This window comes from Chitinolyticbacter meiyuanensis (genome assembly GCF_008033135.1).
GTDB classification, from domain to species: domain Bacteria; phylum Pseudomonadota; class Gammaproteobacteria; order Burkholderiales; family Chitinibacteraceae; genus Chitinolyticbacter; species Chitinolyticbacter meiyuanensis.
On sequence record NZ_CP041335.1, the window covers coordinates 827,953 to 839,929 of the forward strand.

Below are 11,977 nucleotides of genomic sequence, written 5' to 3' on the forward strand. Positions count from 1 at the left end.
GGATTTCGCAGTGAGGAAGCCGGCGAAATCAGAGGATGCCGCTGGATCGCCTGGCCGCCCGGGCTATCGGCGCTACTATTGCTGCGACAGCGATGGCCGTGTCCAGTATGCGTAGTACACCACCGCGACGAACACCCAGACCGACAGCACGATTTCCAACACGGCCAGTATCTGTGACAGCCCCGATTCGGCCCAGCCGCGCATCACCCCTTCGATGAACCACGCCAGGATGTACATGCTGCACCACTGGTAGGTGTAGCGACGGCCCTTGAGCAGCCCCGGCAGTGGCGCCAACAGCAGCACGGCCTTGAATACCAAGAGCGATCCGCCCGGGCGCAGCGGCGCCAGCCAGAGCTCCCAGGCCAGGCACAGCGCGATCAGCGCGATCAGGCCGATGATGGCGGCCCATTGCGCGCGGGGCCGCCAAAGCGCGAGATCGATGCTCATTGCGCGGCAGCCAGTTTCTGCGCTACTTCGGCCAAGCGCTTGCCCTGGGCGATGGCGAGCTGCTTTTCCGCTTCGCTGATCGGCAGCTTGGATTCCGGCCCGGCCACGTGCGACGGACCATACGGCGTGCCACCGGAGGTGGTGGCAGTGAGCTGGCTCTCGGTGAACGGCGTGCCGACGATCAGCATGCCGTGGTGCAACAGCGGCAGCATCATGGTGATCAGCGTGCTCTCGTTGCCGCCATGCATCGACGCGGTGCTGGTGAACACGCACGCGGGCTTGCCGGACAGTGTGCCCTTGAGCCAGTCGCCGGCGGTGCCATCCCAGAAATACTTCATGCTGGCGGCCATGTTGCCGAACCGCGTCGGGCTGCCCAGCGCGACGCCCGCGCATTCGGCCAAGTCCTTCAGTTCCACATAAGGGGCGCCCGCTTCCGGCACGGTGCTTTCGGTGGCTTCGCATACGGTGGAGACGCGCGGCACGGTGCGCAGCCGGGCGCTGCAGCCCGGCACGGCTTCGATGCCGCGGGCGATCAACTGGGCCAACTGCCGGGTGGCGCCATGGGTGCTGTAGTAGAGGACGAGGATCTCGGTCACGGGGCGGTCCTGTTGGATTCTGGGAGCCATTTGCCCGCGGTGGGGCGGCGGCCCGCTATTATACGGGCTCACCTCACCCTGACGGCGTCGCCATGGTCAGCCCCCGCACCTTTACCCAGTTGCTTACCGTCGAATACTGGCGCCGCGCTGCCGGCTTTTCCCGTTTCGTCGGCCACCGGCTGATCGTGGATCGCTGCCTGCAGACTGCCGGCAGCCTGACCTACACCACGCTGCTCGCCATCGTGCCGCTGTTCACCATCGCGCTGACGATGTTCTCGGCGTTCCCGGTGTTCTCGCGCTATGCCTGGCGCTTTCGCTCCTTCCTGCTGTCCAACCTGGTGCCCGAGACCGGTGGCAAGCTCGTTGGTACTTATATGCGCCAGTTCGCCGACAACGCCGAGCGGCTGACGGCGCTTGGCATGGTTGGCTTGGTGCTGACCGCGCTGCTCTTGGTGTTCACCATCGAGAAGACCTTCAACCAGATCTGGGGCGTGAACCGGCCGCGAAAGCTGATGTCGCGCACCTTGATCTACTGGGCGACGCTGACGCTAGGGCCGGTACTGATCGGCGTATCGCTGTCGCTGACTTCGTGGCTGTTCAAGCAGAGCACCTTCCTCGATGGCCTGCCGTTCGCCGCCGACCTGCTGGTGCGCATCGGCCCGCTGTCGCTGATGTTTGCCATGCTCACGCTGCTCTATGTGGCCGTGCCCAATTGTTATGTACCACGCAGTCACGGCATTGCCGCTGCTGCCGTCGTGGCGGTGCTGCTGGAGCTGATGAAGATCCTGTTCGGCTACTACATCAAGCAGTTTGCTACCTACCAGCTGGTCTACGGCGCGTTTGCCGCCTTCCCCATTTTCCTGGTGTGGCTGTACGTGTGCTGGGTGATCGTGCTCGGCGGCGCGGTATTGTCGGCGTCGCTGTCCTACTGGCACGGCGATGGCTGGCGCTGGGAGCGCCACCATGGCACCCGCTTCGAGCAGGCGGTGCGCATCCTGATGACGCTGGCGCAGGCGCATACCCACGGCGAGGTGCTGCACATCGACGCGCTGCGCCGCCGCGTCGGCCTCGGCATCGACGCCACCCACGGCCTGCTGGAACTGATGAGCGAGCGCGGCTGGGTGGAAGCGTCGCGGGAGGGCGCTTGGCTGCTCGCCACCTCGATCGACCGCATCCGCCTGGTCGACATCTTCGAAACCGTGGTCACGCCGTTGTCGGCCAGTGTTGAGCACGGTATCCGCCTCAATATCAACGGCATGGTGGCGGCGCTGGATGAGACGCTGGCGGATTATGCGGAGCGGCTGGGGCGAGAGGATGAAGGGCAGCCCGCCTAGGCGGCGGTCTGCTCGATGGACAGGACCGGGGTTGCGACAGGGCAGTCGAGGACGGTGCGGTGGCCGAGTTGAAGCTCGAAAGTGGCATGCTGGCCGTGGACCGACACAACCAAGCGCTTTTCGAGCCACTCGATTTCAAGCCGGGGCGTGGTATCAGCCTGGGTAATCAGTTGGTACCTGCCCCCGGCGGTGAGTGAGTATTCAATGCCCCAAGGCTCGACAACAATGGCCTGCACGTGGGCATTGGCCTGAATCACCAGGTGCGCGGACTCCCGGTGCGGATTCCGCCTCAGCCAGCGCTGAAGGTGATTCACGGCGATCTTCATCAAGGCTTGCATCTCATTCAGCTGTGGCGTTGGGGCGAGGAGTGCACGTCTAGCTAGGATGACGGATCAGGCGCAGCCCGCTTCCAGCGCAGCCACCACCTGCTCCCGCGTCAGCTCGCCGATATAGGACTGGCCGAGCTTCTCCATCAGGATGAACTTGATCTTGCCGGCGTCCACCTTCTTATCCTGTGCCATCAGGTCCAGGTAGCGCTCGTTGCCAAGCTGGGGCGAAACGACAGGCAGGCCGGCTTTGACCAGCAGCGCCTTGATCCGCGCGATGTCGGCATCGCTTACCTTGCCCAGCTCGCGCGAGGCGTAGGCGGCCAGCACCATGCCGGCGGCGACGGCCTCGCCATGCAGCCACTCGCCGTAGCCCAGACCCGCTTCGATGGCGTGACCGAAGGTGTGGCCGAGGTTCAACAGCGCGCGTTGGCCGTTTTCCTTTTCATCGGCGGCGACGATGCGCGCCTTGTTCTGGCAGCTGTGTTCCACCGCCTGGGCCAGGGCGTCGGTATCGCGCGCCATCAAGGCGTCGATATTTGCCTCCAGCCACTCGAAGAAGGCCAGATCGTCGATCAGGCCATACTTGATGATCTCGGCCATGCCGGCGGAGAACTCGCGCGGCGGCAGCGTATCGAGCGTGGCGAGATCGGCTAGCACCAGCTGCGGCTGGTAAAACGAGCCGATCATGTTCTTGCCGAGCGGATGGTTGATGGCAGTCTTGCCGCCGACCGATGAGTCTACCTGCGCCAAGAGCGTGGTCGGGATCTGGATGAAGGGCACGCCGCGCTGGTAAACCGCGGCGGCAAAGCCCGTCATGTCGCCGATCACGCCGCCGCCCAGGGCGATCAGCGTGGTCTTGCGTTCGGCACGCGCCTGCAGCAGGCCGTCGAAGATCAGGTTCAGCGTTTCCCCGGTCTTGTAGACCTCGCCATCGGGCAGCACGATGGCCTCGACCTTGACGCCGCGCGCCTCCAGCGCCGATTGCAGTGGTGCGAGATACAGCGGTGCGACAGTGGTGTTGGTAACGATGGCCACGCGCGGCTGCGGCAGCAGCGACACGATGTGCTCGACCTGGGCCAACAGGCCGCGGGCGATATGGATGTCGTAAGGGGCGTGATCGAGGTCAAGCTTGACGGTGCGCATGGTGGTGCTCGAGTTTGGCGAGGAGGGCTTGGGTGAGTTGCTGCACCGATTGGCGACTGGTGTCCACGGTGAGGTCGGCCACTTCGCGGTAGAGCGGATCACGTGCTTCGAACAGCTCGCGGATGCGCTCCTTCGGGTTGGCCGTCTGCAGCAAGGGGCGGTTCTTGTCGTGGGCGGTGCGCTGGTAGATGTCGTCGACGCTGGCGCGCAGGTAGATCACGAAGCCGCCGCGGGCGAGTGCCGCGCGGCTATCGGGATTGAGCACGGCGCCACCGCCAGTGGCGAGTACGATGTCCTTCTGCGCAGCGAGCTCGGCGATCATCGCCGCTTCGCGGGCGCGAAACCCCGTTTCGCCCTCGACCTCGAAAATGGTCGGAATGCGCACGCCGGTGCGCGATTCGATCTCGTGGTCGGAATCATAGAAATGCTTGCCCGTGGCCTTGGCCAACGCGCGCCCCACAGTGGTCTTGCCGGCGCCCATCATGCCGACCAGAAAGTAATTGCCAGGCAGTTTCATGGCCGCAATTCTACCTCGGATAGCGGTGATGGTCGCCAGCCGCTTGCGCGCGGCATGCCGCCGATCCCGCGTCGGCGCACGCTCGACATGACATCGTGCTGCCGCCCAGCTACACCATTCCTATGGACCAGCGAGGTGTGAGATGGGAACGAGGATGATGGGATGGGCCGTCACGCTATTGGCGGTGGGGTTGAGCAGCCCGGTGGGGCTGGCTGCGGACAACGGCAAGCTTGAGCAGGATGCGAAGGCTGCGCTCAACCGGCTTTATGCCCGGGTGCCGGCGGCCAAGACATTGGGTGTAGAGGCACGGGCTACGCTGGTGTTCCCGGCGATCAAGAAGGCGGGGCTCGGCATTGGTGGCCAATATGGCGAAGGGGTGCTATTCCGCGGCGGCAAGGCGGTTGCCCGCTACAGTACGGCTGGCGCCTCGTGGGGCCTGCAGGCCGGCGTGCAGACCTATGGCTATGCGATGTTCTTCATGACCGACGCGGCCTTGAACGCGCTCGATGCCTCCGAGGGCTTCGAAGTTGGCGTTGGTCCCAGCGTGGTGGTGATGGATGAGGGCCGCGCCCGCAACCTCACCACCAAGACGATCCAGGATGACGTCTACGCCTTCGTGTTCAGCCAGAAAGGCCTGATGGCCGGCGCCGGCGTGCAGGGCAACAAGATCACCCGGCTCGACAAGTAGGCCATCAGGCGAACAGCAACGAAGGATTGAACCCTGCTTCGATCAGGCTGTTGCTGCGGTTGAACACGCTGTTGCCGGTACCGCCGCCGGCTACCCAGTCGGCCACGCTACCGAGCACATGCTCGATACCGGTCTGGCCGAGGATGTCGTCGTTGAGATTACGTCCGAACAGCTCGAGCTCGCGATCGGGGAAGGGCATGCCGTACACGCCGCCCTTCACGCTGCCACCGATCACCAGCACCGCGTTGCCGCGGCCATGATCGGTGCCGGCATCGCCGTTGGCGGCGAGCTGGCGGCCGAATTCGCCGTAGATCACGATCACCAGGTTATCGCGCGCGGCCTGGTCCAGCTGCTGCCAGACCAGGTCCAGCCCCTTGCCGCTGGCGAACAGGTCGTCGAGATTGGCCTCGATATCCGCCTGCTGCGCCTTGTGGGTGTCCCAGCCACCGTAGTCCATCGATAGCACTGGGGTATTGAGCACATCGGACAGCGTCAGCACGTCGTGCAGGTTGCGCGCCTGCATGCCCCAGTAGCGGCTCTTCCACGGCAGGCCGTCCGCATACAGCGCGCGGATGGCTGCAGGCACTTCGACCAGCGCGCCGCTGGCAGTGGTTTCACCGCTGCCCAGCCGCGCGGTGACACGGCTGCCCAGATCGCGCAACACCTTCTCGTGGTTGGCGATGCGCGCCAGTGCCGGATCACTGAAGCGCTTGGCTTGGTAATAGGCCTTGAGGCTGAGTGACAGTGCCTTGTCGCTGGAGGCGACCTGCCAAGCCGGGCCACCGGGCGTATATGGTTTTTCCGAGAGCGCCAGCTTGCGCGAGTTGGCAAGGCCGATCACCAGCTCGGCGCTGGCCCGGCCGCCCGCGCCGGGGCCCAGGCACATCGCGCGCGGCGAGCTGGTGAGCGCCGCCACGCGCGCATTGCTGCCCAGCGCTGCCGCCAGTCGCCCGCCCCAGCCGGGCTTGTGGTTGTCGATGGGGCCGGAGCTGCGATCGCCGTGGTCCATCACCAGCAGCGAGTGCGCGTGATCGCGCGAGATGGCGCCGACCACGTTGTGCACGATGGCGAGCTCGCCCGCATCCCAGCGCTGCTTCAGCCAGCCGCAGCTTGCCAGAATGCCGAAGCCGGCCGGCGTGGCGGTGCCCGGGCGGTTCAGTGGCTGGTAGGCATTGCTGTAGCGCTGGTAGTAGCCATCGCGATTGCGCTGGGCGGCATCGATGCCCTGGCTGGCGGCGCGGGCCGCCCACCAGCGAAAGGCGTAGCTGTCGCTGGCTTCGTTAGCGGCGATGGCGGGTGGGAACAGGTGGCGGAAATCAGGCCCGCCGGCGAGTGTGATCGACAGCACGCTGCGCCGGGCCAGCGTGACCGCGGCGGAGGCGGAGGGTACGAGGCCAGGGAAGGCGGAGAGGCCGCCAGCCAGCAGGCCGAAACGCAGGAAATCGCGACGTTGCATGTGGGGTTCCTTATTCGCCGTGCAGCAGCTGCGCCTGCGGCAGCGCGCTGATGAAAGCCACGGCATAGGCCACGCGGCGGTTGGCATCCTTGCGCCGGGTGGCATCGGTGCTGGCCAGGTCCAGCGTTTGTGCCGCCAGCGTGGCGAGGCAGTTGCGGCCGCCTTGGCCGGTGTTGAAATCGGCATCGGTGAAGACGTAATCCGGGTTGGTGCCGGCGGCGCCGTTGCCAGTGCAATAGAAACCGGCATCGCGGCCGGTGGCGAGCAGGCTGTAGGTGTAGAGCCGCTCGAAGTCACCAAAGCCTGCGAGGCGGCTGGCGGTGAAGCGTTGCCATAGCCATTCGGCCACCAGGTCGGTGCGCCAGCTGCCATCGGCTTCGCGCGGTGCCAGCGCCCCCCAGTTCTTCTCCCACGCCGGCGCCTGCTCGGTGAGGCTGGCGTCACCACTGCTCTCCACCCGCGCCACGCGCCACAGGCTGTCCACGCTCCGGTTGTACACGGTCTTGAACAGGTCGGCCGATAGCGATGCCTCTTCGCTGGTCTGGTGGCCGAACACGTTGTGCGTGGGGCTGAACGCGGTGTAGCCCTCTTCCCAGGTAACCAGCGCCATGGGCGAATACCAGCTGGTGAATTCGCTCTCGGTGCGGTTGAGCGCGAAGCGGTTGAGGAAGATGAGATTGCGCTCCAGCGGCGTCAGGTATTTCACCCGGCCCGGCTGGTGGAATTGCCGCGAGATCGCATAGGTCTGCAGGAAGGTGAGCAGGCTCTTGTTCTGGCCCATCTGCTGCCAATAGCTGCGCAGCTGCGCCATGTCCGCTTCGCTGAGGTAATCGTTGGCCAGGCCCTGGATGATTTTCACCGGCAGGTTGGCTTCCGATTCCGGATGGCGGATCGCCACCTCGGCCAATGCAAAGATCTTGTTGCGCGCGGTGGTGCCGGCGATCTGGCTATGCAGGATTTCCAGCGCCGCCGCGTGGTGCCTGGCGGTGCCGAAGGTGAGCTCCTCGGCATCCTCGCTCTGCTCGCTCATGTCGGTGAGCATGCGCGCCGTGTTCTTGACGGTGACCACTTCGTGGTAACTGCCCTGCCCGCCGCGCGCGGGTTGGCATCTTCCGCTCGGGTGGTGCCAAGGATGCCGAAGAACAGCTGGTGGAATTCGCGGGCGAAATCCTCGTTGCCACGGAACACGCCAGTGCTGTTGTTGAACTGATTGCGGTTGTGGCCGTACTGCCGCGCCACCGCGGCCGACATCGCGGCGCGCGCCAACACGCGTGAATACGATTCGCCAGCGGTGAGTGCAGCCAGCAGCGTGTCGTAGTCGCGCGCGATCTGTACCTGGGGCACGCCGGCGCCTTGGTTCACCGCCAGGTGATAGTTCAGCTCCCAGAACAGCACGCGATGCAGGAAGGGATTGAGCCCTTGCGTGATGCCCGCCTGCAGGCCAGTGCGCTGCAGGCCGCCCCAGTCGTTGCGGTAGTCGAATGCGGCGCGGCTGCTGCTGGCGAAGGGGCTGCTGCTGCCACTCCAGTAGCGCGACAGCCCATCGAGCGTGCCGCCGGTGGCGCGCAGCGGATCGGCCTCGCCGCGACCGGGCGACAGCCGGGCGTTGAACGGCGAGAAGGTCAGCATCTCGGTGATGGCGACCTGCGGGTTCATGTCCGCCCAGGCGCGTACCTGTGCATCGCTCGCCTGCCCGCCATAGGCGAAGGCGTGCAGCACATTGCGCACCGCTGTGTCGTCCCATTCGGCATCGGAAACCGGCGGCAGCACGCTGCTTACCGGCAGCGGTGCAGGCGTGGGGGCCGGCGGTGTGCCGCCGCTATCGCCATCTCCACCACCGCCGCCGCAGGCGGACAGCAGCAGCGCCAGCACGGCGCTTGCGGCGATTCGTTTGCAATACATGTTCTCTCCCTCGATACGCCAGTCGACGCATCCTGCATATCAGCGTCTCATGAAGTACGAACAGTCCCGCCGCCGGGCATCCGTGCTTTGTTCACGGTTGGCGGCGTGGGCAGATGGAGGGATGAAAACGAAGTGCCGGCGGTGTGCGCCAAGGCTGGGTTGATGCTGGCCTGCGATCGCCACGGGCCTTGCCTACGGGATGAGATCGCTCCGGGGTTGGGCGGAATCCGGCTTGGCCGCGTGCGATCCGTGCTGCTTCAGGATTCGCGATCGAGCTCGTGCTGCAGCTTTTCCAGCTCGTCCAGGATGCGGATGAATTTGGTACCGAATGGCGTCACCGTGTATTCAACGCGCGGTGGCGATTCGTCGTAGGCGATGCGTTCCAGGATGCCGAAATCCATGTTTCTGCGCAGGCACTCGTTGAGTACCTTGGTCGTCAGGCCCTCCACGCTGCGCACCATCTCGCCGGGGCGGTTGATCCCGTTGGCCAGCAATTGGTAAACAGTCAGCGACCATTTGCAGCCAAAAATGGCTTCCACCATCCGCGCGCTGCGCTCCGGTGCTGATTTCCTGGCATATTTTTTCGCTTGGCTATTCATCAACTTGTACCGATAAGTACCTGCCGTACCAATTTGTGCCTGCTTTTCAGCGGGTAGCACAAATCCATAACCTGCGATCTCCGGTAACAACTTGAGATGGAAGGTGATCTGATGGAGCGCATCATACAACCGCTGGCACTGATCGTTGGCGGCTCCAGTGGCATGGGTTTGGCAACCGCAAAATGCCTGCTGCAACGCGGTATCCCGACGGTGATTGTGGGCAATTCAGCTGAAAAATTGGATGCGGCGAGAAAGACGCTTGAGGTATTCGGCCGCGTTGAGGCCTTGCAGGCCAATCTGTATGAAGAGCGCGATGTGCAGCGCGTGGTTGCCTATGCCGAAGCGCACGATCGCCCCATCAGATATCTGGTGAATGCGGCCGGCTACTTCAAACCGACGCCGTTCCTTGAGCACCAGCGCAGCGACTACGACACGTATCTGGACTTGAACCGGGCGACCTTCTTCATTTCGCAGGCGGTGGCCAGGAACATGGCCGCGAATGGCGGTGGTGCCATCGTGAACGTAGGCTCGATGTGGGCGAAGCAGGCGATCAAGGCTACTCCGTCCTCCGCGTATTCCATGGCCAAGGCGGGCCTGCATGCATTGACGCAGCATATGGCGATGGAGCTGGCCGATTGGCATATTCGCGTCAATGCGGTTGCGCCGGCCGTTGTGAAAACGCCTATTTACCAGGCCTTTATTGAGCCGGACAAAATCGATGAAACGCTGGCTACCTTCAACAGCTTTCATCCGATCGGGCGGATTGGCACGCCGGATGATGTGGCAAATGCCATCGCCTTTTTGCTCAGTGACGACGCCAGCTGGGTTACCGGTGCAGTCTGGGATGTCGATGGCGGCGTGCTGGCTGGGCGCAACTGACGATGGTTCAAACCATTGGCCTATGCCTACATGAGGGCATGCCCAATGCAAAAGCCCCGACCGAAGTCGTGGCTTTTTGGTATCTCGCGGTATGACGGGAACCTGAAATCTCGATGTATGCCGCTATTTTGTTGGGTTTTTCGTATTCGATAAAGAAAATGTACCAACAAATGTACCAACAATCCGTTTGATGTGACGTGTAGGTGCCCACAACGAGGTGCAAGCAGCAGCGCGAAGCGGTACTCCCTTGTCTGCCTCCAAAGTGATCCGCGAGCCATCGTCACAGCTGGGCCGAAGGTGTGGGCGTGGAAGAGGTCTATGCTCGCTGCCCTGGCCGTGAGCACATCCGCGAGCCTGGAGGGAGAAGCGCATGTCCCCAGCCTTTCGCTATCGAAGTAGGGGCCGAGGAAGGGCTGCAGGTGATCCACCAACTCGCCGGGCAGTGCGATCTGGTATTTGCCGGTGATCGTGATCCTAAAGAGCCAATAAGCGAAAACACGGTGGATGCAGTATTGCGCCGAATAGGATACGACACCGAACCGAAATATGCAGCCATGGATTTTTGTACCATGGCATGCAGTGCTTTGAATGAATCCGGACATTGGAGTAAAGATGCGATTGAACGGCAAATGAGCCATCAAGAGCGGAATGGCGTTCGGGCTGCATATATCCACAAAGCGGAATATGTAGCTGAGCGTAGAAAGATGATGCAATGGTGGGCAGATTATTTAAGCTATTTGCAGAAATCCTGGTATGTCGATTCGGCTGATTTTAAGTAATAGCTAACTGCTAGTGTGCCTCTGTATTTGGGGGTGAATTTAATACCACTTTCTCTTGGGCTCTCATGTGCCCCTCCGCCCCCACATTTTTGGGCGGTCCCGCTGGTCCCGACGGTCCCATCCGCATAAATGCTGGGTTTGCGAGCTGGTCCCGACGGAGCTGAAGTGGTCGGCATGGTCCCAGTTTTATTTTGTACTAGATTCTCGTGAATGCAGGAAAAATAAGGCTTTCCGCGAAGTGTGTGCACTCCTGCTCATTGTTTAAAATGGGGTCAGCGTTGAAACTGGGAGTGTGTAGTTCTGCTAGGGTGCTGGGCATATGCCCTGTGGGAGGATGATACCAATTTTGAATTGCTTACGAGTAAGGACGAGAGTTATAGTCAACTCTTTGGTATGAGTACGAAGCATCAGCGCGAAATAAAGAATACGAGCAATATTTTTATCTTGCGGGCTGAAAAATTAACCTTTAACCTCGGTCGTAGCGGTTGAGCCAAGAATTAAGATCATTAAATTCCTTAAGTTCAATTCTATCTCCAATGCGTACCTTCTCTTTAATTGCGTCTTTAGTGAATGATGAAGATGTAATTACTAGTCCAAGGTTGGCGCGATGAAGCTCAGTCACGGCAAAAACACTTCGGATTACCTCAACGCCCACTTTGTTTTCGGGTGAGTATCGCTTGCACTCTGCTAAAAAAACCGGGCTGGCAATTATTCCTTTTATTCGCCCAAAAATATCGTATCCGCCGTCGCGGGTCCGCTTGGTTAATGTCACTTCACAGCCATTATCTTCAAGAAGGCGAGCAACTAATTCTTCAAATTTTCTCGGATCTAGTTGATGCATTAAATGCGGCTGACGTGCAAGCACCTTTAATAATTCTAAATTTATAGAATGGACAATTTCAATTCGATTTGCTAACGGTGCCTTGTCTTCAAAGATTTGGCTGGTTGTTATGTGCTTTCTTTTTAGGAAATCTAAAAGGGTAGATTTGTGTTCATAATCTATAAAAGAATGTTCAGATAAGTTGATGACTCCTGCACTTTGAAATTGAGTAATAAGCTCGGCTACTGGAATTCTGAGTTGATCGGCAAAAAATGCCAAAGAATCCCTTGGATGAATCGACGGCACTTCGCGAAACGGTTGCATTAAAAAGTCGGGCGCTTCAGTCGTCGTAGGTTTGGAAGTTTTTTGAAGACCCAAAAGTGCTTTCCTCGTGGCTTGCCTCATATTTTATACACTAACGTTGAGGTGGTAGGCGGCCGAAGCCAAGTCGCGGCGAAGGAGACCCCCAAGCGTAGCGTGTTGGCGAG

Annotated in this window: 14 protein-coding genes; 4 read left to right on the top strand and 10 right to left on the bottom strand. The window is 61.5% G+C overall.

All coding sequences use genetic code 11. The features are described from left to right. Window positions 1-75: 75 nt before the first annotated feature. Together FLM21_RS03935 and wrbA are read right to left on the bottom strand one after the other, a co-directional pair. A complete protein-coding gene (locus FLM21_RS03935) occupies window positions 76-447 on the bottom strand; it encodes a DUF2069 domain-containing protein (RefSeq protein ID WP_148714321.1) in 372 nt (123 codons plus the stop codon). Next, window positions 444-1,073 carry an NAD(P)H:quinone oxidoreductase gene (gene wrbA, locus FLM21_RS03940; RefSeq protein WP_222846764.1) on the bottom strand — a complete coding sequence of 210 codons (630 nt, stop codon included), beginning with the start codon at window positions 1,071-1,073 and terminating at the stop codon, window positions 444-446. Before wrbA ends, FLM21_RS03935 begins: the two co-directional genes overlap by 4 nt. 62 nt (window positions 1,074-1,135) lie before the next feature. Here wrbA and FLM21_RS03945 point away from each other — a divergent pair, with 62 nt between their 5' ends. Beyond that, entirely contained in the window at window positions 1,136-2,377 is a 1,242-nt protein-coding gene (locus FLM21_RS03945; RefSeq protein WP_148714322.1) for a YihY family inner membrane protein, read from the top strand. Here FLM21_RS03945 and FLM21_RS03950 read toward each other — a convergent pair. The 3 genes from FLM21_RS03950 to FLM21_RS03960 form a co-directional block, all read right to left on the bottom strand. Next, window positions 2,374-2,706 carry a hypothetical protein gene (locus FLM21_RS03950; protein WP_148714323.1) on the bottom strand — a complete coding sequence of 111 codons (333 nt, stop codon included), beginning with the start codon at window positions 2,704-2,706 and terminating at the stop codon, window positions 2,374-2,376. The genes FLM21_RS03945 and FLM21_RS03950 overlap by 4 nt on opposite strands. Window positions 2,707-2,769: 63 nt before the next feature. Next, window positions 2,770-3,849, bottom strand: a complete 1,080-nt coding sequence (aroB, locus tag FLM21_RS03955) for a 3-dehydroquinate synthase (protein WP_148714324.1) — start codon at window positions 3,847-3,849, stop codon at window positions 2,770-2,772. Further along, a complete protein-coding gene (locus tag FLM21_RS03960) occupies window positions 3,830-4,366 on the bottom strand; it encodes a shikimate kinase (protein ID WP_222846765.1) in 537 nt (178 codons plus the stop codon). The genes aroB and FLM21_RS03960 overlap by 20 nt, the downstream gene beginning before the upstream one ends. A 154-nt stretch (window positions 4,367-4,520) precedes the next feature. Here FLM21_RS03960 and FLM21_RS03965 point away from each other — a divergent pair, with 154 nt between their 5' ends. After that, on the top strand, window positions 4,521-5,054 hold the full coding sequence (locus tag FLM21_RS03965; protein ID WP_222846766.1) for a lipid-binding SYLF domain-containing protein: 534 nt from the start codon (window positions 4,521-4,523) through the stop codon (window positions 5,052-5,054). A 4-nt stretch (window positions 5,055-5,058) separates the two neighbouring features. Here the strand turns inward: FLM21_RS03965 and FLM21_RS03970 are convergent, their stop codons facing one another. The 4 genes from FLM21_RS03970 to FLM21_RS03980 form a co-directional block, all read right to left on the bottom strand. Next, window positions 5,059-6,510 (bottom strand): DUF1501 domain-containing protein, encoded by a 1,452-nt coding sequence (locus tag FLM21_RS03970; RefSeq protein ID WP_187360074.1) that lies wholly within the window; start codon window positions 6,508-6,510, stop codon window positions 5,059-5,061. A 10-nt stretch (window positions 6,511-6,520) separates the two neighbouring features. After that, window positions 6,521-7,552 (bottom strand): hypothetical protein, encoded by a 1,032-nt coding sequence (locus FLM21_RS20740; RefSeq protein ID WP_187360075.1) that lies wholly within the window; start codon window positions 7,550-7,552, stop codon window positions 6,521-6,523. Then, window positions 7,537-8,412 carry a hypothetical protein gene (locus tag FLM21_RS03975; protein WP_148714328.1) on the bottom strand — a complete coding sequence of 292 codons (876 nt, stop codon included), beginning with the start codon at window positions 8,410-8,412 and terminating at the stop codon, window positions 7,537-7,539. Before FLM21_RS03975 ends, FLM21_RS20740 begins: the two co-directional genes overlap by 16 nt. Window positions 8,413-8,669: 257 nt before the next feature. After that, window positions 8,670-9,101, bottom strand: coding sequence for a winged helix-turn-helix transcriptional regulator (locus tag FLM21_RS03980; protein WP_222846767.1), 432 nt, complete (start codon window positions 9,099-9,101; stop codon window positions 8,670-8,672). A gap of 21 nt (window positions 9,102-9,122) precedes the next feature. On the opposite strand from FLM21_RS03980, the gene FLM21_RS03985 reads away from it, so the two are divergent. Further along, window positions 9,123-9,890, top strand: coding sequence for an SDR family NAD(P)-dependent oxidoreductase (locus FLM21_RS03985; RefSeq protein ID WP_148714329.1), 768 nt, complete (start codon window positions 9,123-9,125; stop codon window positions 9,888-9,890). A gap of 305 nt (window positions 9,891-10,195) precedes the next feature. Further along, window positions 10,196-10,669, top strand: coding sequence for a tyrosine-type recombinase/integrase (locus FLM21_RS21220; protein WP_148714330.1), 474 nt, complete (start codon window positions 10,196-10,198; stop codon window positions 10,667-10,669). A 466-nt stretch (window positions 10,670-11,135) separates the two neighbouring features. Here the strand turns inward: FLM21_RS21220 and FLM21_RS03995 are convergent, their stop codons facing one another. After that, complete coding sequence (locus FLM21_RS03995) at window positions 11,136-11,867, bottom strand: restriction endonuclease (protein WP_187360076.1); 732 nt, start codon at window positions 11,865-11,867, stop codon at window positions 11,136-11,138. Window positions 11,868-11,977 lie beyond the last annotated feature (110 nt).